Source organism: Rhodococcus sp. PAE-6 (assembly GCF_025290685.1).
GTDB classification, from domain to species: domain Bacteria; phylum Actinomycetota; class Actinomycetes; order Mycobacteriales; family Mycobacteriaceae; genus Rhodococcus; species Rhodococcus pyridinivorans.
In genome coordinates, this window is record NZ_JAOCLZ010000014.1 from 14819 (window position 1) to 36285 (window position 21467).

Here is a 21467-nt window from a genome sequence, read left to right on the forward strand (position 1 = left end):
AAGGACCGATTCGCATGCGCGATGCCGTGATCGTCGACGCCGTCCGTTCCCCCATCGGACGTCGAGGTGGTGCACTGTCCGAGATCCACCCCGTCAACCTGTCCGCCCACGTGCTGACCGCACTGGCGGAGCGGACCGGCCTCGATCCCGCCACGATCGACGACGTCCAGTGGGGTTGTGTGAGCCAGGTCGGCGACCAGGCCGGAATCGTCTCGCGCAGCGCCGTGTTCGCGGCCGGATGGCCGGTCACCGTACCCGCCACCACCATCAACCGGGCGTGCGGATCGAGCCAGCAGGCCGTGTCCTTCGCCGCCGCGACCGTCATCTCCGGCCAGAACGACGTCGTGATCGCCGGTGGTGTCGAGTCCATGAGCCGTGTGCCGATGGGCAGCGCCGGCAAGGACGGTCAGCACTTCCCGCAGAACGTGCTCGACCGCTTCGAGGTCGGCGGCTTCAGCCAGGGCATCGGCGCCGAGATGATCGCCGAGAAGTGGGGTTTCTCCCGCACGCAGCTCGACGAATTCTCGCTGCGCTCGCACGAACTGTCCGCAGCCGCCACCGACGCGGGCGCCTTCACCGGCCAGATCGCCGTGGTCGGCGAGTTCGCCACCGACGAGGGCATCCGCCGCGGCGGCACCGTCGAGTCGCTTGCCAAGCTCGAGACCGTCTTCAAGGAGGACGGCGTGATCCACGCCGGCAACTCCTCGCAGATCTCCGACGGTGCCGGCGCCCTGCTCATCACCACCAGCGAATACGCCGCGGCGCAGGGCTGGACCCCGCTCGCACGCATCCACACCGCCGTCGTCGCCGCCGACGACCCGGTCGTCATGCTCACCGGCCCCATCCCCGCCACCGAGAAGGCCATCGAGCGTTCCGGTCTGTCCATCGACGACATCGGCGCCTTCGAGATCAACGAGGCCTTCGCGCCGGTGCCGCTCGCATGGCAGGTCGAGACCGACGCGAAGCCCGACCGCCTCAACCCGCTCGGCGGCGCGATCGGTGTCGGCCACCCCCTCGGCGGCTCCGGCGCGATTCTCATGACCCGCCTCGTGCACCACATGCGCGACAACGGCATCCGCTACGGCCTGCAGTCGATGTGCGAGGCCGGCGGAATGGCCAACGCCACCATCCTCGAACTGCTCTGATCTCACGTCACCCAGCTGCTACGAATCCGAAGGAAACACTATGGAACTCAAGGGTCTGTCCGTTGCCGTCACCGGCGGAGCGTCCGGTCTCGGTCTCGCCACGGCACGTCGCGTCCTGGCCGCCGGCGGCAACGTCACCCTCATCGACCTCCCCGGCTCGAACGGTGAGGAGATCGCCAAGGAGCTCGGCGACGGCGCCGTCTTCGCCCCCGGCGACGTGACCGATTCGGAGCAGTTCGCTGCGGCTCTCGACGTCGCGCACGAGCGCGGCGGCCTGCGCGGTGTCGTGCACTGCGCCGGCGCCGGACGCAAGATGCGCATCCTCGACAAGGAGGGCAAGGCCGGTTCGCTCGAGGACTTCGAGTTCGTGATCCGCCTCAACCTCATCGGCTCGTTCAACGCGCTGCGCCTCGGCGCCGAGCGCATGGCCGAACTCGACCTCATCGAGGACGAGCGTGGCGCCGTCGTCATGACGGCCTCCGTCGCGGCCTTCGAGGGCCAGATCGGCCAGATCAACTACTCGGCGTCCAAGGCCGGCATCGTCGGCATGACGATCGTCGCCGCACGCGACCTCGCCAGCAAGGGCATCCGCGTCAACACCATCGCCCCCGGCATCATGGACACCCCGCTGCTCGCCCGCCTGCGCGAGGACGTCCGCAAGTCGCTCGAAGCGACCGTGCCCAACCCGTCGCGTCTGGGCCGGCCCGACGAGTTCGGGCAGCTGGCCACGAACATCCTCGAGAACGGCTACATCAACGGCGAGACCATTCGCCTCGACGGCGCCATCCGTATGGCACCGCGGTGAACCGGGCGTCGACCATGACCTCGGCTTCCGACCTCGCACAGCGCAGGCTGTCGTACCCGGCGACGACGATGGCGGTGTGGGCACCGAGCCTCGCCGCCGTCTACGGCGACCGTCCCGCGGTGATCGACGGCGACCGGGTGCTCACCTACAACGACCTCGACGCACGCTCGGCGCAGTTCGCCGGCGTGCTGCACGAGGCCGGGGTGCGGGCCCGCGACGTGGTACTCCTGCACCTCGGTAACTGCGTCGAGTTCCACATCGCCTACTACGGTGCGCTCCGCGTCGGAGCGGCGGTCACGCTCGTGAATCCGCTGCAGCCCGAACCGGGTCTGCGCCGGCAGATCGAGGAGACTTCCGCAGCCGCGGCGGTCACCGGTTCCGCACAGGCCGACACCCTGTTCCGGGCTGCGTCCGGAACGAGTATCCGGTTGATCGCGGTCGTCTCCGACGAAGCGGTCACCGCGCCGGGTGCCGTGCGCTTCGGCGATGCGCTCGAGGGACGTCCGCAGACCTTCGAACCGGTCGTCACCGGTCCGGACGACATCGCGCACATCGCGTACACCGGTGGCACGACCGGCATTTCGAAGGGCGTCCGCGTCCTGCACCGCAACGTCGTCGGCAACGTCACGCAGATGTGTGCGTGGCGCGCCGGGCACCAGTTGGTCGCCGACGTCGACGGACGGATCTCGCTCGAACCGATCGACGACCTGAAGATCGCCGGTGCGGTCCCGGGTCAGGGTTCGACGATCGTGGTGTCGCCGCTGTTCCACGCGCACGCGCTGATCAACACGTCGTTCCTCCTCGCGTGCGGCCTGACCCAGGTCCTCGCGGGTCGCTTCGATCCGGCCCGGATGCTCGAGCTGATCGAACGGTACGAGGCCGGCTACATCACCGGCAGCCCGGCGATGTGGCACGCCCTCGCTACGCATCCCGACGTCGAGACCCGCGACCTGTCCACCGTGCGGGTCGTGTCGTCCGGTGCCGCACCGATCGACCACGTGACCCTCGAGAACCTCGAGCGCGCCTTCCCCAACGCGCGCATCGCGGAGGGCTACGGGCTCACCGAGGGCACCTGTGTCGTCACGGCGATGCCGCTCGTCGTCGACTCGGAGTACCGCCTCGGCAGCGTCGGCCTTCCGGTCTTCGACACCGAGCTCGAGATCCGGTCGCAGATCGATCCGGGCGTCGTCCTCCCCGACGGAGAGCTCGGCGAACTGTGGATCCGCGGACCGCAGGTCACCGACGGATATCTCGGACACCCCGAGATCACCGCGGAGCAGTACGTCGACGGCTGGCTCGCCACCGGCGACATCGCCTACCGCGATGCCGACGGATTCGTGTACATCGCCGACCGGGCGAAGGACATGTTGATCTACAAGGGCTACAACGTGTATCCGCGTGAGCTCGAAGAGATCCTGGTGACCCACCCGAAGGTGTCCACTGCGGCGGTCGTCGGGCGGGAGGCAGGCGCGATCGGTCAGGAGCCGGTAGCCTTCGTCGTCCCCGTCGACGGCGAGGAGCCCGCCGCGGAGGAGCTGAAGGCGTACGTCGCCGAACAGGTCCTGCCGTACAAGAAGATCCGTGAAGTGGTGGTGGTCGACGCATTGCCGACCTCCGCCGCGGGCAAGATCCTCAAGACCGATCTACGATCGCGACTGACGGTCTCCTGACCCCGCACACGAGAAACCCCCGGCATCCGATGCCGGGGTTTTCTTCGTATGCGGTGGAAGGTGATTCGCAAGAATCGGTTCGGGCGCGGTTCCGGACGTACCTGTTCCGGAACCGCGCCCCGACGGTCAGGAGTTCTTCTGTTGCTCCTGCTTGACGAGTCCGCCGCCGATGATCAGACGCTGGATCTCGCTGGTGCCCTCGTACAGGCGCAGCAGACGCACGTCGCGGTAGATCCGCTCGACCGGCACCTCGCGCATATAGCCGGTGCCACCGTGGATCTGGACGGCGAGATCGGCGACCTTGCCGACCATCTCGGTGCAGAACAGCTTCGCGACCGACGGTGCGATGCGGCGGTCGGTCTCCTCGACCCACGCCTTCGCGGCGTCGCGGACGAGGGCGCGGCCGGCCATCACACCGGTCTGCTGGTCGGCGATCATCGCCTGCACGAGCTGGAAGTTTCCGATGGGGTTGCCGCCCTGCGTGGCGGTCGCGGCGTAGGCGACAGACTCGTCGAGTGCGCGCTGGGCCTGGCCGACCGACAGTGCGGCGATGTGCACGCGACCGCGGGCGAGCGAGACCATGGCGGCCTTGTAGCCGACGTCCTCGCTGCCGCCGACGAGCGCGGAGTTCGGCACACGCACGTCGTCGAAGTGCACGTCGGCGGTCCAGGCGCCCTCTTGGCCCATCTTGGCGTCCTTGTTGCCCACCGTCAGGCCGGGGGTGTCGGCGGGGACGAGGAAGACCGCGATTCCGGTGCCGTTCCCGTCTGCCGGACGGGTGCGGGCGAACACGACGAACAGGTTCGCCAGCGGCGCGTTGGTGATGAAGCGCTTCTCGCCGGTGATCACCCAGTCGTCACCGGCGCGCACGGCCTTGGTGCGCAGACCCGACGGGTTCGAGCCGGCGCCCGGCTCGGTGAGGGCGAAGGATGCGACGACCTCGCCGGAGGCGATGCCCTCGAGCCACTGCTGCTTCTGCTCGTCGGTGCCGAAGTTGACGAGCACCTGGCCGGCGATGCCGTTGTTGGTGCCGAACATCGAGCGCAGCGACAGGGTCGTGTAACCCAGCTCCATCGCGAGTTCCGCGTCCTGCTGCAGATTCAGGCCGAGGCCGCCCCACTCCTGCGGGATGGCGTATCCGAACAGGCCCATGTCCTTCGCGGCCTGGCGGATGTCCTCGGGAATCGCATTGGTCTCGGCGATCTCCTGCTCGCGCGGCACGACCACGTTGCGCACGAACGCGCGGGTCTGCGCGAGGATCTCGCGGAAGTCGTCCTCGTCGACCTCGGGGGCCGGGATGGAGAGTGTCATGTCTACAACCTTCGTGCGGCCGCGGGGAGGTGTCCAATACGAATGGCGCCATTCCCGTATAGGCATTGTCGATGGATGAGAGCCGTTCTACCGGCCGGTTCGCCGTTATATTCGGAGCATCGACTTGTCTGGGGGCCGTCCCGAGTCCCGCCGAAAGGAATCGTAGATGTCTCTGTTGGAGAACCGCACTGCCGTGATCACCGGTGGCGCTCAGGGAATCGGCTTCGCCATCGCGCAGGAGTTCGTCGACGCCGGCGCCCGCGTCGTGATCGGCGACCTCGATCTCGATGCCGCCACCGCCGCCGCCGAGAAGCTCGGAGGGCGCGACGTGGCCCGGGCCGTGCGCGCCAACGTCGTCGAGTCCGCCGACTGGGACACCCTCCTCGCCGAGGCCGTCGACGGTTTCGGTTCGCTCGACGTGGTGGTCAACAACGCCGGTATCACCCGCGACGCGACGATGCGCACGATGACCGAAGAGGACTTCGACCTCGTCATCTCGGTGCACCTCAAGGGCACCTGGCACGGCACCCGCAAGGCCGCCGCGATCATGCGTGAGGCCAAGCGCGGCGCGATCGTCAACATCTCGTCGCTGTCCGGCAAGGTCGGCATGGTCGGCCAGACCAACTACTCCGCCGCCAAGGCGGGCATCGTCGGCCTCACCAAGGCCGCCGCCAAGGAGATGGCGCACCACGGCGTCCGCGTCAACGCGATCCAGCCCGGCCTGATCCGTTCGGCGATGACCGAGGCCATGCCGCAGAAGGCATGGGACCGGAAGATGGCCGAGATCCCCATGGGCCGCGCCGGCGAGGTCGACGAGATCGCCTCCGTCGCACTGTTCCTCGCGTCCGACATGTCCTCCTACATGACCGGCACCGTCCTCGAGGTCACCGGCGGCCGCTTCATGTGACGGTCCATCCGTCACCTCCCTCTCTTCCCGAAAGGTCATCATGCGTGAAGTTGTCATCTGCGAGCCGGTCCGTACCCCGATCGGCCGCTACGGCGGAATGTTCAAGTCCCTCACCGCAGTCGATCTCGGTGTCGCGGCACTGAAGGGTCTGCTCGAGCGCACCGGTGTTGCGCCCGAACAGGTTCAGGACGTCATCCTCGGCCACTGCAACGGCAACAGCGAAGCCCCGGCCATCGGTCGCGTCGTCGCCCTCGACGCCGGTCTGCCGATCACGGTGCCCGGCATGCACATCGACCGCCGCTGCGGTTCGGGCCTGCAGGCCGTCATCCAGGCCGCCTTCCAGGTCGGTAACGGCGACCACGATCTCGTCGTCGCCGGTGGCACCGAGTCGATGAGCAACGCGGCGTTCTACTCCACCGACATCCGCTGGGGCGGCGCCCGCACCGGCGTGCAGATGCACGACGGTCTGGTCCGAGCCCGCTCGACCGCCGGTGGCCGCTTCTACCCGGTGCCCGGCGGCATGATCGAGACGGCGGAGAACCTGCGTCGCGAGTACTCGATCTCCCGCGACGAGCAGGACGAGCTCGCCCTGAACTCGCACCTGCGTGCCGTCCACGCCCAGAAGAACGGAATCCTCGCCGAGGAGATCATCCCCGTCACGGTGAGCAGCCGTAAGGGCGACGAGGTCATCGACACCGACGAGCACCCGCGTCCCGACATCAGCCTGGAGACCCTCGCCAAGCTGAAGCCGATCATGGGCAAGCAGGACCCCGAGGCCACCGTCACCGCCGGCAACGCCAGCGGCCAGAACGACGCCGCGTCCATGGTCATCGTCACCACCCCGGAGAAGGCCGCCGAGCTGGGCCTGACCCCGCTGGTGCGGTTCGTCTCGTGGGGCGTCGCCGGTGTCCAACCCAAGGTCATGGGCATCGGCCCCGTGCCGGCCACCGAGGTCGCCCTCGCCAAGGCGGGCATCACCCTCGCCGACGTCGACATCATCGAGCTCAACGAGGCGTTCGCCGCGCAGGCCCTTGCCGTGACCCGCGAATGGAAGTTCGGCAAGGCCGACTTCGAGCGCACCAACGTCCACGGCTCCGGCATCTCGCTCGGCCACCCGGTCGGCGCGACCGGCGGACGCATGCTCGCCACCCTCGCCCGCGAGCTGCACCGTCGCGAGGTCCGCTACGGCCTCGAGACCATGTGCATCGGCGGCGGCCAGGGCTTGGCAGCGATCTTCGAGCGCGTCGCGTAAGCAGACAGCTCCCGGTTCGGGGAGGTTGTGTTCGGTTTTCTCGAGAAAACCGAACACAACCTCCCCGAACTTCTTTCGTCGCAGGTGACCGGGCTGGGGATGACGCCGGGTTGTCCACAACCGGGCCTCGACGCGGCGTCAGGAGCGCGTCGCGCCCGGCATGCTCGGCGCGTGATCGACTTCGACGAACCGTTCTCGGGACGCGCGGCACTCGCTGCCGGCGTCGTCACGCGGCATCGGCTCGCACGCGACTTCGTCCACCTCCACCGCGACGTCTACATCCGACGAGGGATCCCGGCCACCCCGCTGCTGCGTGCGAAGGCGGCATGGTTGTGGTCGCAGGGCCGCGGCGTCCTCGCGGGAGTGTCCGCCGCTGCCGTGCACGGCACTCGATGGCTCGACCCGGATGCGGCGGCCGAGCTCGTCCGCTCCGATCACGTCCGGTCGGCGCCGGGCATCTCGGTCCGACGCGCCCCGAAGCTCGACACCTGCGTGGTCGACGGGATGTTCGCGACCACACCGGCGCAGACGGCCTTCGATCTCGCCCGACGAATGCCGTTCGATCGGGCCGTCGAAACGATCGACGCGCTCTGCAACGCGACCGGCCTGAAGGTGCCTGAGATCGAGGAACTCGCGACGAGGAGCAAAGGCGCACACGGTATCGGTGCCGTGCCGCGGGTGCTCGCCCTCGTCGACGGTGGGGCTGCGTCACCGCCCGAGACTCACACGCGTCTGCTCCTCGTCCGTGCCGGTCTCCCACCGCCGGAGACCCAGATCGAGATCTTCGACGGCGAGGTGTTCGTGGCGCGAGCCGACATGGGATGGAAGCAGTGGCGGGTGCTCGTGGAGTACGACGGCGTGCAGCACTGGACCGACCCCACTCAGCGCACCCGCGACATCGATCGGTACGCGGTGCTGCCCGAACTGGGGTGGACGGTCATCCGGGTCGGCGCCGACCTCCTCTACCGGCGGCCCGAAGTCTTCGTCGAACGGGTGCGGCGTGCTCTGGGAGCGGCCGGTGCGCCCGTCTGAGCAGAACTTCGGGGAGGTTGTGTGCGTGTTTTTCGAGAAACCCGAACACAACCTCCCCGAATTTTCGACGGGCCACGCTATTCGGTGCGGAGGAGGTAGAAGCGGAAGAAGCCGAAGTCCTCGATGGGGAGCACGTCGACCTCGGTGAAACCGGCATCGAGGGCATAGCGGCGCAGGGTCGCGGGACGCATGACGGTGCCCGTCGCGGCGCTCGGGGTGTGGCTCATACCGTCAGGGAGGCAGATGGTGAGGCTGTAGCCGTACATGAGCCGTTCGACGTCGTCGCCGGGCGCGGTGAAGGTGTCGGCGACCGCTTCGTCCATGACGATCATGAACCCGCCGGGTGCGAGCGACCGCCGTACGGCAGCCAACACTTCGACCGGTCGGGGCATGTCGTGGACGCACTCGAATGCGAAGGCCGCCTGGAAGTTTCCATCGGGCAGTTCGGACGCGTCGCACTGCGTGAACGTGACGCGTTGCGCCACATCGGCATTCTCCGCGAGGTTCGACCGGGCCATCTCCACCGACGGGGCGTCGATGTCGAAGCCGTGAACCTTCGCATCCGGATAGGTGCGCGCGATCGTGATCGTCGACCATCCCCCGCCGCAGCCGATGTCGGCGATCCGCGCGCCCGGCTGCCCGAGCACCCGGTCGACCTCCGGTACCGACCGCAGAGCATCGGGCAGCGCCTTCTCGAACAGCGGCCTGTTCGCGTCGGCCTGCGACTCGCACACGTCGCGGCCGAACTGGCTCCAACTCACGCCGCCACCGTTGCGGTACGCCTCGAGCAGACCGGGAAGCTGCATCGTCGCGCCGACGATCATCCGGGCAAGCGGCGCCATGTACGCCAGGCTGTGCGGATCGGTGAGTACCTCGCGACCGACCGCAGACAGCGTGAAGCGTGGGGGATCGCCGTCGTCGACGTCGAGCAGACCGGTCAGGGCCTGCTGCTCGAGCCACTCGCGGGTGTACCGCGGGTGGGTTCCGGTGCGTTCGGCCAGTTCGCCGGCCGTCGCAGGTCCGTCGTCGGCGAGGCTTCGGTACCAGCCGAGACGGTCGCCGATCAGGATCGTGAGGGTGTCCATGGTGCCGAGGACGGAATCGAGGACGCGCTGCGCGTACGCGTCGACGGAATCGGGGTGGACGGAGGAAGTCGTCGAGGTGGACATACGGATCATCTCCCGAGGAGAAGTGGATGTCGTCCCCACCATCGTCGCCCCCGGATCCCCGGATGTCACCGTTCCGTCGGGAGTTGCTCCTCCGCGCCGGACTCCTCGGACGACCGCACGAAGTCGACGAAGGCGCGACCGGCCTTCGACAGCGAGGCCGGGTCGAACACCAGTCCGTACGACTGCGCGAAGGTCGGCTCGCACGGACGGACCACCGCGACGTCCTGCGCCGACTCGGCGAGCGACCGTTCGACGAACGACCCACCCAGACCGGCGAGCACCATCGGCAGGCGGGCCTCGCGATGATCGGTGAGCACGGAGATGGGACGGCGCACCTCGGCCTGCCGCATTGCGTAGTCGATCGCGTCGCTCACGGAGCCACCACCGCGCGGCACGAACACCATCGGGATGTCGGGGAGCTCGGCCAAGGACAGCGGCCCGGGTGGCAGGTCGGTGCCGGGGGGATAGGCGAGCCAGTACTCGGTCTGTCCGAGCTCGATGATCTCGAGACCCACCTCGTCCTCGACGGGCAGATGGGTGACGACGAACTCGCAGTAGCCGTCGTGGATGACCGACGCGGTGAACTCCTCCGCACGCAGATCACCGAGGCGCGCGGTGACTTTGGGATGGAGACGGCGGAACTCGGAGACCAGGTCGACGATCGGGCCGGTTGCGAGAGCGGGGAAGACCATCAGATCCAGTCGGCCCGTCACCTCGGTCGTCGACACGGTGAGCAGCTCCTCGACCGCGTTCACATCGCGGAGGATCTGCCGGCTCGGGCCGATCAGTGCCTTGCCCGCCGCGGTGAGCACCATGCCGCGCCCGATGCGGTGGAACAGCTGCACCCCCAGCTCGCGCTCGAGGCTGCGCAGTGCCTGGGAGACGGTGGGCTGGGCGACGCCGAGCTCGGCGGCCGCGCCGTTGATGCCGTCGTTCTCCACGACGGCGAGGAAGTATTCGACCTGACGGAACTCCATGTCGTCACGCTTCCCAGGGGGTGCCGGTGGTGGTCGCCACGAATGCGGCGGCAGCGGGGGACAGATCGCCGGGTCGCATCACCAATCCGACGGGACGCCGGAACGGTGGGTCCAGGGGCCGGACGACCGCACCGGGGATCTGCTTCTCGGCGACGCGACGCGGCACGATCGTCCCGGCGGTGCCACGCTCGACGAACTGCCACAGGGCTGCCTGGTTGGCGCAGTCGACGACGACGTTCTGATCGCCGAGCAGTTCACCGGTGCGTGCGGCGCTCGCGCGGGAGCCGAGGTCGAGGACCAGCGGGAAGTCGCGGACCTGGGCGCGGGTGACGGGGTCGGGCACGTCGGCGGCGAGGTCGGGGTGCACGGCGAGCACCATCTCCTGCTCGAGGACCGGAACGGTGATCATGCCGGCGTGATCGACGGACAGGTCGGTGATGCCGATCTCCGCCTCGCCGCGGCGCAGCGCCGCATGGACTCCGGGAGGGCCTTCGGCGTCGTTCACCCGCACGGTCAGGTTGGGGTAGCGCCGACGGAAGCGCTGGACGAACTCGATGACGGGGTGGATCGAGAACGTCGCGAAGGTGACGATCTCGACACGACCGGCCTGGAGATCGCGCACCGCCGCGACCTTCTGTTTCGCCCGCTCGACGTCGGCCAGGATGCGGCGTGCGGCGCCCTCGAGGACACGACCGTCCTCGGTGAGGGTGAGCCGTCGGCCGGTGCGGTCGAACAGGGTCGTGTCGAGGCGGCGTTCGAGGGTGCGGATGGCCTGCGACAACGACGGCTGCGAAATGTAAAGTGCCTGAGCAGCTTTCGTGATCCCGCCGTGGTCGACGACCGCCACGAAATAGGTCACGAGGTGCAAGTCCACCCGATTATCGTAGGTGACGCTCAGAACCGTCCCGGACGCAACCGTCAGGAAGGGGTGTCTACCGGGCGCGGTACCCGCCATCCGCCGGTGAACGACGGCTCGCGTTTGTCGACGAATGCACGCATCGCATCGGGGGCGTCGGTGGCGTGGTTGATCGCCTGCGAGCGGGCCTCGTTCTCGAGTGCTTCGCGGAGCGTGAGCGACGAACCCTGCTCGAGCATCCGCGCCGACATGCTCACCGCGACCGGCGGGGCGGCGGCCAGCCGCGCGGCCAGTTCGGCGGCGCGACCGGCGAGGGCGTCGGGCTCGACGAGCTCGGTCACCAGGCCCAGGTCGTATGCTTCCTCGGCGCACACGATGTCGGCGAGCATGACCAGACGCTTCGCCTGGTGCAGTCCCACGAGGCGCGGCAGGATCCACGACCCGCCGAAGTCGATCGACAGTCCGCGCCGCGCGAAGATCTGACCGAACTTCGCGGTGCGGGAGGCGACGACCACGTCGCACAGCAACGCCATGTTCCATCCCGCGCCCACCGCATACCCCTCGACCTGCGCGATCAACGGCTTCGAGAACTCCGCGACGGCGAGCGCCGTCTCGTTGATCTCACGCATACGGTCGAGGGGATGGGTGGAGTCGCGCCGCTCCATGTCGGCACCGGTGCAGAAGTCACCACCGGCGCCGGTGAGGATCACGGCGCGGACGGAATCGTCGTGCTGGAGCGCACCGAACGTCTCACGCAACGACCGCCACGCCTCGACCGTCATCGCGTTCTTGCGCTCCGGTCGACTCAGCGTGATCGTGGCGACCGAGCCGTCCTGCGCGACCAGAACATCCGACATTCCTACTCGCCCTTCCAGACCGGTGCGCGCTTCTCGGCGAACGCCCGGGCGCCTTCCTTGGCGTCGGCCGACGCGAAGACCGGGTCGATGAACTTGCGCTGCGCGACGAAGGCGTCGGGGTCGGTGTAGTTGGCGGCCATCGCGACGACCTGCTTGGTGGCCTTGACGGCGAGGGGGCCGTTCGCCGCGACGCGGGCGGCGAGTTCCTTTGCCACGGTGAGTGCTTCACCGGGCTCGGTGACGCGGTTGACCAGGCCGTGCTGGTGGGCGACCTCGGCGGTGAGTGGGTCACCGGTGATGGCCAGTTCCATCGCGAGCGGGTAGGGGAGGATCTTCGGCAGGCGCAGCAGGCCGCCGGCCGCCGCCGCGAGTCCGCGCTTGACCTCGGGGATACCGAACTTCGCTTCGCGCGACGCGACGATCAGGTCGGCGGACAGGGCGAGCTCGCATCCACCGGCCAGGGCCCAGCCCTCGACGGCGGCGATGAGCGGCTTGCTCGGCGGTGCCTCGGTGAGGCCACCGAAACCGCGGCCGGGGATCGACGGGCGCTCCCCGCGTGCGAACGCCTTCAGATCCATTCCGGCGCAGAATGTTCCGCCGGCACCGGTGAGGATGCCGATGGTCAGGTCGGGGCGTGCCTCGAACTCGTCGATGGCCGCGGCCAACGCCTCCGAGACCTCCAGGTTCACGGCATTCTTGGCCTCGGGACGGTTGAGGGTGAACACCGCGACGCCGTCGGCGAATTCGGTGAGGACAACGCTCATGTCAGTTTTCCTTCGTATGGGTCGGAGTGGAGAGAGTCCAGTGGGCGGGAGTGCCACCGTCGGAACGGATGTCGCCTCTATCGGCGAGAACGAGCAGATGGGCCTGGGTTTCGCGGACGGCGAGTCGCTGCAGCCGGGGATCCATCACATCGATAGGACGCGACCACGTGACGCGGGTCGTGATCTCCCACGCCGTCGACTCGGGCCTGGACGCGACGGCATCGCGGATCTCGTCGAGACGGACCTCGTGGTGGTCCATGAGTTGGCGTGCGCGTTCGGTGACTCCGCGGAACCGGTACTCGTGGGCGGGCAGCACCTCGCAGTCCGGCAGAGCCGTCGTCGCATGCAGCGACAGCAGGTAGCGGTGCAACGGGTCGCCCAGTTCGCCGGGGCCGGAGGAGATGTTGGGGCTGATGCGCGGGAGCATGTGGTCGCCGCTGAACAGCAAGTCGCGGTCGCGGTCGACGAAGGCGAGGTGACCGGGCGTGTGGCCGGGCGTCCACACCGCTTCGATGTTCCACCCGGGCAGATCGAGTCGATCGCCATGAGCGAGAACGACATCCGCGCTCTCGCCTCGGGGGAAGCGGACGAGTTCGAAGCGGGCGGCCTCGACGACCCCGGGCGGTGCGCCGAGTCCGGTGAGGTCTACGCGCCATGCTTCCTTGTCGGCGGCGGCGTCCTCCAGGGTGAAGTGCCCGAGGGCGGCGGCGTCGGCGGCGTGCATCGCGATCACAGCGCCGGTCGTTTCCTTCAACCGGGGTGCCAGACCGAAATGGTCGGGATGCAGGTGAGTGATCGCCGCGTAGCGCACCTCGGTGATGTGATGGCCGGTCGCGGCGACACCGGCCACGAGGGTGTCCCACGACTCCTCGGTGTCCATACCGAGGTCGATCAGGGCGAGGCCGTCGTCGACGGCGAGCGCATAGGACAGCACGTACCGCAGCGGGTTCTTCGGCATCGGAACCGGAATCGACCACAGTCCTGGCCGCACCTCTTCGACGGGTGGCAGTACGCCGGCCGCCCACGCTTCACGCTGGACGGTACCGAGATCCTCGGTGACGATCATGACGTCGTTCCTTCCCGTGCAGGAGCGAACTCGTCGCGCAGTGTGCGCTTCAGGATCTTGCCGCTGGCGTTGCGAGGCAACTCGTCGACGAAGTGGATGTGCCGGGGCTTCTTGTAGGAAGCCAGACGTTCGACGGTGAACTCGAGGAGTTCGGCCTCGGTCGGTGTCTCGGCTCCGGGCGCGAGCCGCACGACGGCGGTCACGGCCTCGCCCCACCGGTCGTCCGGAACTCCCACCACTGCGACCTCGGCGACGGAAGGATGTTCGGAGATGACCGATTCGACCTCGATCGGGTAGACGTTCTCACCCCCGGAGATGATCATGTCCTTCACGCGGTCGGTGACGAACAGGTAGCCGTCCTCGTCGATGTGCCCGGCATCGCCGGTGCGCAGAAAACCGTCCTCGGTGAACAGGGCGGCGTTCTCGGCCTCGCGTCGCCAGTAACCCTGTGTGTTGTTGCGCGACCGGCTCACGATCTCACCGGTTTCGCCGCGGGGGAGCGGGTCGCCGGTGGCGAGGTCACGGATCTGGACCTCGATCCCCGGCAGCCCGGTGCCGGCCGAACGTAGGAGGTGGGAGCGCGGACCGTGCGGGTCGTGGTCCTCGGCACGTAGCGCTGTGAGGGCGCCCATCGTCTCGGTCATCCCGTAACGCTGCACGAAGCGGCAGCCGAGGGTGTCCATGGCGCGGGCGAGTTGCGTGGGCGTGATGGGAGAGGCGCCGTAGGCGACCAGACGCAGCGCCGACAGGTCGTAGTCCGACAGGTCGGGCATCTCCACGAGCATGTTGATCACCGACGGCACGAGGAATGCGTGGGTGATGCCGTGCTCGGAGATGGCGGCCGCCACCAGGTTCGGGCGCATCTCACCGAGCAACACCAGGTGCAATCCCGCCGACAGGGTCGTGCTCATCCAGCCGGCGCCGGCGATGTGGAACAGGGGCAGCGCGTCGAGGGACACCGAGTCCTCGGTGAACTCGTACAGCGCGAAGTTCTGCGGTTCGTTGAACAGGTTGTGATGCGTCGCCACAACACCTTTGGGTCGACCCGTGGTGCCCGAGGTGTAGAGCTGCAGCACCTCGGTCCGCGGGTCGTCGCCGAAGCCGGGGTCGATGTCGTCACCGGAGGCGACGAAGTCGTCCCACGACCGTGCACCGGGAACGGTGGAGGCGTCGCCGACCACGACGATCTGTACGGCGGGCAGGACTGTGGCGGCAGCGCGGGCCGATGCGGCGAACTCGTCCTCGACGATCAGGACGTCGAGCTGCGCGTCGTCGGCGATGTCGGCGATCTCGCCCGGGTTCAGGCGCCAGTTGAGCGGGGTGAAGACCAGTCCGGCCTTGGCGCAGCCGACGAACGAGGACGCGCCGGGTAGGCCCATGCGCAGCAGTGCGCCGATGCGCTCGGACGTCGCCGGAACGGTCGCGAGCGCCGAGGCGACCCGGTTGGTGAGCGCGTCGAACTCGGAGTAGGTGAGTGTGGTTCCGCCGGAGCTGACCGCCGCACGATCCGGATGTTCGACTGCCAGCTGCCGGATTCGGTTGGGAAGGTGCAACTCGCTCACATCACGCTCCTGATCGACACGGCCGACGCGCGGACATGCCGTCCACGCCGTTCCAGTCGATCACGATCGTGACTGCTGCCACAAAGACCTGCAGCCGTACGCAACGTTAGGGCAAACCTATGGGCGCGTATCGAGACCGACGTCGTGTGCGAAATCCCCGACGGGTCTCGCACACGACGTCGGTCTCGAGGCGATCGATCAGTCGATCTGCAGTTCACCCATCCGGCCCCACTCGGTGCCCGGAATCTCCGTGTTGAGGATGCGCGGGGTCTCGACCAGCGCCGGCCGCATTGCGTCGAGCCCCCTGCGGAAGTGATCGGACTTCACGTGCTCGGATCCGGCGTCCCCGTCGCGGAACGCCTCGACGAGAACGAACTCGGACGGATCGTCCACGCTGCGGGACCAGTCGAACCACAGGTTCCCGGGTTCGCTGCGAGTCGCCTCGGTGAACTCCGCGGTGGTCTCGAGCCAGCTGTCCTGGTACTCGGGCTTCACCTTGAAACGGACCACGATGAAGATCATCTTGCCTCCGGTCGGTAGATGTTGGAGGGACGGATCGTCCCTTCGTCGAACATATCGCCGTACTCACCGGTGAGGGCGTCGAATCCGTGACCGAGCGGCAGACCCCCACGAGGCAGCCCGACACGTCAGCGACGTTCCGTCAGCCGCTCGTAGGACACCCGCCACACCCATTCGACCGGTCCCTGGCGGAATCGGCCGAGCCACCAACGGGATCCGACGACCATCACCGCTCCCACCGCGATGTACACCGCGATCGTGAACGGGACCCGCATGGCGGGGTCCACGGTCTTCGCCAGACCGAATCCCCAGTCGTAACAGAGCACCGACGCGACGATGTTCTGCAGGATGTAGCAACTCAGCGCGGTCCGCCCGATGCGTTCACAGGCGGTGCCGACCGTGCCGGTGGTGGACCTGCCGATGTAGAAGTGGGCGATCCACGCCAGCAGGCCGAGCGCGACGAACGGGGCGATGCCGTAGCGCGCTGCGAATACACCTGCGGCACCGCCGAACAGACCCACGGCGAGGTCGAGTGGTGCTGCGATCGCCCCGACCACCATCAGCCGCCGGCGCAGCACCGCACCTCTGCTGTCGAACAGCCCGGAGGAATACAGTGCGGCGCCGGTCAGGAACAGCGCGACCGTCATCGGGATCACGAAGATCACCTCGGCGCGGAACGCAGCGGCGTTGTCCACGCGGAAGACGATCATGTCCCACCAGGTGGCGGTGGTCAGCTCGGGGGTCTCCGCATTCGGCGGTGAACTGGCGAGCGCCACGACGAGCGCGGTCACGGCCAGCGCGTGAACAGCGACGGCCGTACCCGCGACCCACAGCCGCACACGACGGGAGGAGATCACGAGCCCGCACACGAGCATGGACGTCAGCGCATACCCCATGAGGATGTCGAACTCGGCGACGAGCAGGTAGTGCACCACCCCGTCGATGAAGAGCAGGGCGGCGCGTACCCGGTAACCGCCGGGCCACGGCCGCCCCGCTCGCTGAGCGGACGCCGCCTGCACGGCCAGGCCGATCCCGAACATCAGTGTGAGCAACCCGAGGAACTTTCCCTGCGCGAGTTGCATGAGGATGCGTTGCGGCCACGGATCGGTGCCGATCGAGGCGAGATATCCGACGATCCCGGCGGGGTCGGTGAAGATCCAGACATTGGCGGCGAAGGTGCCGAGGATGGCGATCCCCCGGGCCACGTCGAGGGCGAGGATACGTTGCTGTCGCGTCGTCGAACCGGTGACCGTCATGATCCTCACCATGCGATGCGGCGGGGTCGGCGCGCGTCGGCCGACCGGGGGATGACGGGTCCTCCATGCGGGTGACCCGCGTTCGGTGATCTCCCCGAGAGCAGACATCGGCGAGGAGAACAGAGCAGGAACTGTCGGGTCCCGTGAGCCTCGGTGATGTGAACATGGAGCCATGCACGAAACCCCCACCGAGCTCGCCGACCTCCAGGTGCTCCTCGACACGTCGCTGTCCCGGTCCACATCCCACCTGAGGTCGATCGTCGACGAGTCGCGGACCCTCACGGCCGAGCAGCTCGTCGAGGTGCTCACGGGCATGTGCGTCCTCTCGCTGGCGACGGTCACCGCCGGCGGGGAACCGCGCATCAGTGCTGTGGACGGACATTTCCTGCACGGCAAGTGGTACTTCGGCACGGCCCGCAACGCCGCCAAGGCCCGGCATCTCGCCGCGCGTCCCGCGGCCAGCGCGGCGCACATGCGCGGGGAGGACCTCGGCGTGTTCACACACGGCCACGTGGAGATTCTCAACCCGCGCGGCGGTGAGCCGGCCGACGACTGGCCCGAACTGCTCGCCTACCTTCAGTCGTTCTACGGCGGGGACGCGTTCGACTGGAGCGAGGAGGTGGTCTACTACCGCCTGAACCCGCACTGGATGACCGTGTACGCGCCCGATGTCACGACACTCGTCGATCGGCGCTGATCCCTCTGTGCGAGGGGACGATCAGTCCGGAAGCGAACTACCACCCAGCGCGCCGCGCAGATGCTCGGTCTCGGTGGGCAGGCTGTCGGGAACGAACGTCCATCGGCCTCCCGTCCACGGATCGGCCAGCTCCCCGTCGACGGGAAGCTTCTGCGCCTCGTCCCACAGGATCTCCGCGACCCGATCGTCCGGGGGATCACCCGCGAGGACGACCGAGACCCGGCCGGCACTGCCGGTACGCGCGATCCGGACGATCTCGAGCAGGTCGTCGTGGTCGTAGCCGTAGGGGAACCCGGCGAGGACCAGCAACACGGGTGAGGCGGTCTCCGCGTCGACCTGCCGGGCGAGCGCGTCGAGGTCCGCCGCGTCGGCCAGCCCCCGGAGTCTGGCGGGGACCCGCGACCGGTCGTGGACGGGCGGTCCGGCAAGTCGGGCTGCGGTGAGGGGTTCGAGTGCGGGCAGCGTCCGCCCGGGATCGACGAGGTGCAGCAGGGTGTCGGGCCGGGCCGTGAGCAGTCGCACGACCACGGACGACACGACGGGACCGAGGTCGGCGGGGTCGCCGTCGATCCACAACGGTCGCGTGAGCGGTGCCGGCAGGCACAGGGGGATGCGCAGCGGACCCAGATCGGGCGCCGTCACCTCACCCACCCGCACGCCGTCGCTCGGCAGGTGCACGTGCATCCAGGCCGGGGAGATCCAGGATGCGAGTGCGGGCGGCAACGTCGCGTCGACGGTGAGCAGTTCGGCGGCGAGCACCGCGCTGTCGTCGCGGTAGCGGGCCTCGGCGACACCGACGAGCTCGTCGTAGCGCTGCTGCGCACGCGCCCGGGCACGGTCGGCCTCGGGCTCCATGCGCCGGGCGGGATCGGCCACCGCTGTCGAGAGTTCGTCGTCGAAACGGTGCTGGGCGAACTCCGCACTCGACGTGTACGCGGCGGCCGATCGGGCGGCGTCCTCGAAGATCCGCCACAGCACCTCGAGAGGTGAGAGGCCGATGACCGGGCCGGGCCCGGGAGCGGCCACCTTCTCCGCGTCGGAGGGTGACTCGACCTCCACCCCGTGCGCGGTGAACATCTTGGCGAGTCCACCGGCGTATCCCTGGCCGAGGGCGCGGATCTTCCATTCGTCGTGACGACGGTAGATCTCCCAGCACAGCAGCGCCGTCTCGGTACCGACCGCCGGTTCCACGTGAAACGACGCGAGGACGGTGCCCGCCGCGTCGCACAGCGAGGTCGACACCGCTGCGGGTCGCTCGCAGCCGACCGCACACAGCACGCGTGCGCCGGGACGGACCGCGTCGACGTCGACGACGATCACCTTGCCCTCGAGCCGAACGCCCGCCGTCGTCGGTTGGTTGTAGAACACGACGTCGTCGGAGGACGCCACCTGCAGGCCGTCGTCCACGACGAACGCGCACACGTCCAGAGGGACGGATGCGGTCGCCGCGAAACGGGCCGTGCGGGTCGGCAGCGGGGCGTTGCGCCCCGCTGTGAAGAGTTCGCCCACCGGTCAGACGGCCAGGAACCGGCCCAGTTGCGGCGCGGCCTCACCGGGATGCTTCGCCTGCATGCCCTCGCCGATGGCCTGCAGCTTCCATTCGCTGCCCTGGCGGTAGACCTTCGCCATGACCATGCCCGTGAACGGCATGCCGCCCTGCAGCGTGTAGCGGGCCAGCTCGGTGTCGATCGTGCCGTCGACGAGACGGCAGAACGCGTTCTGCACCTGCTCGAAGGTGTGGCCCTTGTAGGAGGTCACGATGAACATCACCGTCGTGACATGGGCGGGGACCCGCGTGAGGTCGACGAGCATCACCTCGTCGTCGCCCTCACCGGCACCGGTGAGGTTGTCGCCCTGGTGCTGGACCGAGCCGTCCTTCGACTGCAGCTGGCCGTAGTACACGACGTCGGCGATCTGGTTGTCGGCGAACATCACTGCCGAGGCGTCGAGGTCGATGTCGGCGGAACGGTTGCCGAACAGGCCACGCTTCTCCACCGGATCCCAGCCGAGCCCCATGCGCAGGAAGGTCAGCGCGACGCCGCCGTCCTTGCGGAGGGTGACCTTCTGCCCCTTCACCAGGCTCACCGGGCGGTTCTTCGTGAGGCTGACCTCCGCAGGCTGTGCCGGAGGTGTCTGCTGTGCCGGAGGTGTCTGCTGTGCCGGAGGCGGTGTCTGCTGCACGGGCGGAGCCGGAGCCGGCGTGGGAGCGACGGGCTGAGGTGCGGCAGCAGGCTGGGCGGGTGCGTCGTCGACGCTGACCCCGTGATCGGTCACCAACGCCGCGAAACCGCCCGCATATCCCTGGCCCACGGCGCGGACCTTCCACGCGCCCTGGCGCCGGTACAACTCCAGCGCGATCACGATGGACTCGGTGCTCAGTCCGTCGATCCGGTACTCGTACAACACCGTTCCCGCACTGTCGGACACGCGCGCGGTGGGCGGTGCGAACCGGCCGAAGCTACTCGACGCGTCGTCGAGGGTGATCACGGCGCGCACCTGATCGATGTCGGCGGGAACCTGCGCGAGCGACACGGCGAGCGAGGCCGCCTGCCCGGGCGCGCCGGATACGAGACGCACACCCGGCCCGGTGGGCTGGTTGAAGAACACGAAGTCGGCGTCGGAGCGCACCTTGCCGTCGGCCTTGACGAGCAGTGCGGACAGATCGGCGGGCGTGGTCAGCTCGAGCGAGACGACGACGTCGGACGCGGTAAGCGGTCCGTTCTGACCCTTGGAGAGCGGAGTCGGCAAGAGATGTGTCCTCACTGTGTCGGTGACCGGGCACCTTCTACTCTACGAAGCGACCGGAAGACGAGCGGATCGGGCGAACCAGGCGAGGATCTCCTCCCCGGCGGTGACGCCCGCGGCGTCGGTCACCGAGACGGTCGGGTGGCGCCAGTCCATCAGTTCGAGTTCGCCGTGGCGAGGCCGGATCGCGGCGTCGGCGGCCTTCAGCATCTCCGCATCGAGCGCACCGTCACCCGCGGCGAAGACCGGGGCGTCGTCGGTAAGCACCCCGCGGTCTCGGAGCCGGCGGTGCACCTCGGCCACCGCGCGGCTCTTGCACACGCTGTTCGGCATCGTGTAGATCTTCCGGCCCTGCTGCGACGCGTTCCAGCCGCGCGTCGAACACCACTCGTGCCAGTCGTCGAGAAATCCCGCCGGTTGCGCTGCGACGTCGACGACGAGGTAGCAGAACAACTCGTCGGCGATGCGGAACTTCGACACCCAGTCCTCGGAGATTCGGCGGCGCAGTTCGGTCGTCATCTCGTCGAGGCTCGCACCCCCCGCGCGTACCGCTGCTTCCACGGTCCTGCGCCAGTGCGGGTCGAGATGCCCGTCCTCGAGGATCGACCCACCGTTGCTCGCGATTGCATAACGCCACGGACCGCCGGGGAGGTCGATGCGGCGGAACTGTTCGGGTGTGCGCGTGGTCGTCGGCACCATCGCGACCTCGCCGGCGAGCGTCCGAAGCTGTTGCGCAGCAATGTCGGTGACGTACGACAGCGGTGCGCTCTCGTAGTACTCGACACAGAGTAGATCCTGCGTGTCGAACTGGTCGCCGGTCATCGCGGCGCGCGAATAGATGAGGGTGCGGTCGAGATCGGTGGCGACCAGTGCGGTC

General features: G+C 68.5%; 20 protein-coding genes. 7 read left to right on the plus strand and 13 right to left on the minus strand.

The genetic code is table 11. The features are described 5' to 3' along the window. Positions 1-14: 14 nt before the first annotated feature. Genes NVV99_RS21890 through NVV99_RS21900 form a run of 3 tightly spaced genes read left to right on the plus strand, consistent with a single transcriptional unit; the run spans position 15 to position 3620 of the window. On the plus strand, positions 15-1145 hold the full coding sequence (locus tag NVV99_RS21890; protein ID WP_024102417.1) for a thiolase family protein: 1131 nt from the start codon (positions 15-17) through the stop codon (positions 1143-1145). A gap of 40 nt (positions 1146-1185) precedes the next feature. Continuing rightward, a complete protein-coding gene (locus NVV99_RS21895) occupies positions 1186-1950 on the plus strand; it encodes an SDR family NAD(P)-dependent oxidoreductase (RefSeq protein WP_024102416.1) in 765 nt (254 codons plus the stop codon). 14 nt (positions 1951-1964) lie between these two features. After that, positions 1965-3620 carry a class I adenylate-forming enzyme family protein gene (locus NVV99_RS21900; protein WP_260783011.1) on the plus strand — a complete coding sequence of 552 codons (1656 nt, stop codon included), beginning with the start codon at positions 1965-1967 and terminating at the stop codon, positions 3618-3620. 126 nt (positions 3621-3746) lie between these two features. On the opposite strand, the gene NVV99_RS21905 is transcribed toward NVV99_RS21900, so the two are convergent. Continuing rightward, positions 3747-4931: an acyl-CoA dehydrogenase family protein gene (locus NVV99_RS21905; protein ID WP_019290607.1), complete on the minus strand. Its 1185-nt coding sequence runs from the start codon at positions 4929-4931 to the stop codon at positions 3747-3749. Between the two features lie 166 nt (positions 4932-5097). On the opposite strand from NVV99_RS21905, the gene fabG reads away from it, so the two are divergent. From fabG to NVV99_RS21920, 3 genes are all read left to right on the plus strand, one after another. Beyond that, positions 5098-5838, plus strand: a complete 741-nt coding sequence (fabG, locus tag NVV99_RS21910) for a 3-oxoacyl-ACP reductase FabG (protein ID WP_024102414.1) — start codon at positions 5098-5100, stop codon at positions 5836-5838. Between the two features lie 40 nt (positions 5839-5878). Beyond that, the gene (locus NVV99_RS21915) at positions 5879-7090 is read left to right on the plus strand and encodes an acetyl-CoA C-acetyltransferase (RefSeq protein ID WP_260783012.1); all 1212 of its coding nucleotides are present in this window, start codon (positions 5879-5881) and stop codon (positions 7088-7090) included. Between the two features lie 171 nt (positions 7091-7261). Beyond that, positions 7262-8122 (plus strand): endonuclease domain-containing protein, encoded by an 861-nt coding sequence (locus NVV99_RS21920; protein WP_193902824.1) that lies wholly within the window; start codon positions 7262-7264, stop codon positions 8120-8122. A 77-nt stretch (positions 8123-8199) separates the two neighbouring features. On the opposite strand, the gene NVV99_RS21925 is transcribed toward NVV99_RS21920, so the two are convergent. From NVV99_RS21925 to NVV99_RS21965, 9 genes are all read right to left on the minus strand, one after another. Further along, positions 8200-9300, minus strand: a complete 1101-nt coding sequence (locus tag NVV99_RS21925) for a class I SAM-dependent methyltransferase (protein WP_260783013.1) — start codon at positions 9298-9300, stop codon at positions 8200-8202. A 56-nt stretch (positions 9301-9356) separates the two neighbouring features. Beyond that, the gene (locus NVV99_RS21930) at positions 9357-10268 is read right to left on the minus strand and encodes a LysR family transcriptional regulator (RefSeq protein WP_064060036.1); all 912 of its coding nucleotides are present in this window, start codon (positions 10266-10268) and stop codon (positions 9357-9359) included. A 4-nt stretch (positions 10269-10272) separates the two neighbouring features. After that, positions 10273-11142, minus strand: coding sequence for a LysR family transcriptional regulator (locus tag NVV99_RS21935; RefSeq protein WP_006550724.1), 870 nt, complete (start codon positions 11140-11142; stop codon positions 10273-10275). 44 nt (positions 11143-11186) lie between these two features. Then, positions 11187-11981, minus strand: a complete 795-nt coding sequence (locus NVV99_RS21940; protein WP_019290613.1) for an enoyl-CoA hydratase/isomerase family protein — start codon at positions 11979-11981, stop codon at positions 11187-11189. A gap of 2 nt (positions 11982-11983) precedes the next feature. Beyond that, a complete protein-coding gene (locus NVV99_RS21945; RefSeq protein ID WP_006550723.1) occupies positions 11984-12745 on the minus strand; it encodes a crotonase/enoyl-CoA hydratase family protein in 762 nt (253 codons plus the stop codon). Position 12746: 1 nt separating this feature from the next. Next, positions 12747-13811: an MBL fold metallo-hydrolase gene (locus tag NVV99_RS21950; protein WP_260783014.1), complete on the minus strand. Its 1065-nt coding sequence runs from the start codon at positions 13809-13811 to the stop codon at positions 12747-12749. Continuing rightward, positions 13808-15373: a long-chain-fatty-acid--CoA ligase gene (locus NVV99_RS21955; protein WP_260783015.1), complete on the minus strand. Its 1566-nt coding sequence runs from the start codon at positions 15371-15373 to the stop codon at positions 13808-13810. The genes NVV99_RS21950 and NVV99_RS21955 overlap by 4 nt, the downstream gene beginning before the upstream one ends. A gap of 198 nt (positions 15374-15571) precedes the next feature. Next, positions 15572-15895, minus strand: coding sequence for a putative quinol monooxygenase (locus NVV99_RS21960; RefSeq protein WP_006550720.1), 324 nt, complete (start codon positions 15893-15895; stop codon positions 15572-15574). Between the two features lie 125 nt (positions 15896-16020). After that, the gene (locus tag NVV99_RS21965; RefSeq protein WP_260783033.1) at positions 16021-17160 is read right to left on the minus strand and encodes a DUF418 domain-containing protein; all 1140 of its coding nucleotides are present in this window, start codon (positions 17158-17160) and stop codon (positions 16021-16023) included. A 160-nt stretch (positions 17161-17320) separates the two neighbouring features. On the opposite strand from NVV99_RS21965, the gene NVV99_RS21970 reads away from it, so the two are divergent. Next, positions 17321-17845 carry a pyridoxamine 5'-phosphate oxidase family protein gene (locus NVV99_RS21970; RefSeq protein WP_260783016.1) on the plus strand — a complete coding sequence of 175 codons (525 nt, stop codon included), beginning with the start codon at positions 17321-17323 and terminating at the stop codon, positions 17843-17845. 21 nt (positions 17846-17866) lie between these two features. On the opposite strand, the gene NVV99_RS21975 is transcribed toward NVV99_RS21970, so the two are convergent. The 3 genes from NVV99_RS21975 to NVV99_RS21985 are packed head-to-tail and all read right to left on the minus strand — an operon-like array spanning position 17867 to position 21412. Then, complete coding sequence (locus NVV99_RS21975) at positions 17867-19354, minus strand: TerD family protein (RefSeq protein WP_260783017.1); 1488 nt, start codon at positions 19352-19354, stop codon at positions 17867-17869. A gap of 3 nt (positions 19355-19357) precedes the next feature. Continuing rightward, the gene (locus NVV99_RS21980) at positions 19358-20593 is read right to left on the minus strand and encodes a TerD family protein (protein WP_252173405.1); all 1236 of its coding nucleotides are present in this window, start codon (positions 20591-20593) and stop codon (positions 19358-19360) included. 42 nt (positions 20594-20635) lie between these two features. Then, positions 20636-21412 carry a hypothetical protein gene (locus tag NVV99_RS21985; protein ID WP_052227205.1) on the minus strand — a complete coding sequence of 259 codons (777 nt, stop codon included), beginning with the start codon at positions 21410-21412 and terminating at the stop codon, positions 20636-20638. Positions 21413-21467 lie beyond the last annotated feature (55 nt).

What these genes read in the sequence shown, in the direction of transcription:
- NVV99_RS21940 (WP_019290613.1), bottom strand. Translation starts at nt 11,981, where the DNA reads ATGTCGGATGTTCTGGTCGCGCAGGACGGCTCGGTCGCCACGATCACG.
- NVV99_RS21960 (WP_006550720.1), bottom strand. Translation starts at nt 15,895, where the DNA reads ATGATCTTCATCGTGGTCCGTTTCAAGGTGAAGCCCGAGTACCAGGAC.
- NVV99_RS21950 (WP_260783014.1), bottom strand. Translation starts at nt 13,811, where the DNA reads ATGATCGTCACCGAGGATCTCGGTACCGTCCAGCGTGAAGCGTGGGCG.
- NVV99_RS21900 (WP_260783011.1), top strand. Translation starts at nt 1,965, where the DNA reads ATGACCTCGGCTTCCGACCTCGCACAGCGCAGGCTGTCGTACCCGGCG.
- NVV99_RS21945 (WP_006550723.1), bottom strand. Translation starts at nt 12,745, where the DNA reads ATGAGCGTTGTCCTCACCGAATTCGCCGACGGCGTCGCGGTGTTCACC.
- NVV99_RS21970 (WP_260783016.1), top strand. Translation starts at nt 17,321, where the DNA reads ATGCACGAAACCCCCACCGAGCTCGCCGACCTCCAGGTGCTCCTCGAC.
- NVV99_RS21915 (WP_260783012.1), top strand. Translation starts at nt 5,879, where the DNA reads ATGCGTGAAGTTGTCATCTGCGAGCCGGTCCGTACCCCGATCGGCCGC.
- fabG (WP_024102414.1), top strand. Translation starts at nt 5,098, where the DNA reads ATGTCTCTGTTGGAGAACCGCACTGCCGTGATCACCGGTGGCGCTCAG.
- NVV99_RS21925 (WP_260783013.1), bottom strand. Translation starts at nt 9,300, where the DNA reads ATGATCCGTATGTCCACCTCGACGACTTCCTCCGTCCACCCCGATTCC.
- NVV99_RS21965 (WP_260783033.1), bottom strand. Translation starts at nt 17,160, where the DNA reads ATGGTGAGGATCATGACGGTCACCGGTTCGACGACGCGACAGCAACGT.
- NVV99_RS21895 (WP_024102416.1), top strand. Translation starts at nt 1,186, where the DNA reads ATGGAACTCAAGGGTCTGTCCGTTGCCGTCACCGGCGGAGCGTCCGGT.
- NVV99_RS21905 (WP_019290607.1), bottom strand. Translation starts at nt 4,931, where the DNA reads ATGACACTCTCCATCCCGGCCCCCGAGGTCGACGAGGACGACTTCCGC.
- NVV99_RS21930 (WP_064060036.1), bottom strand. Translation starts at nt 10,268, where the DNA reads ATGGAGTTCCGTCAGGTCGAATACTTCCTCGCCGTCGTGGAGAACGAC.
- NVV99_RS21890 (WP_024102417.1), top strand. Translation starts at nt 15, where the DNA reads ATGCGCGATGCCGTGATCGTCGACGCCGTCCGTTCCCCCATCGGACGT.
- NVV99_RS21985 (WP_052227205.1), bottom strand. Translation starts at nt 21,412, where the DNA reads ATGACCGGCGACCAGTTCGACACGCAGGATCTACTCTGTGTCGAGTAC.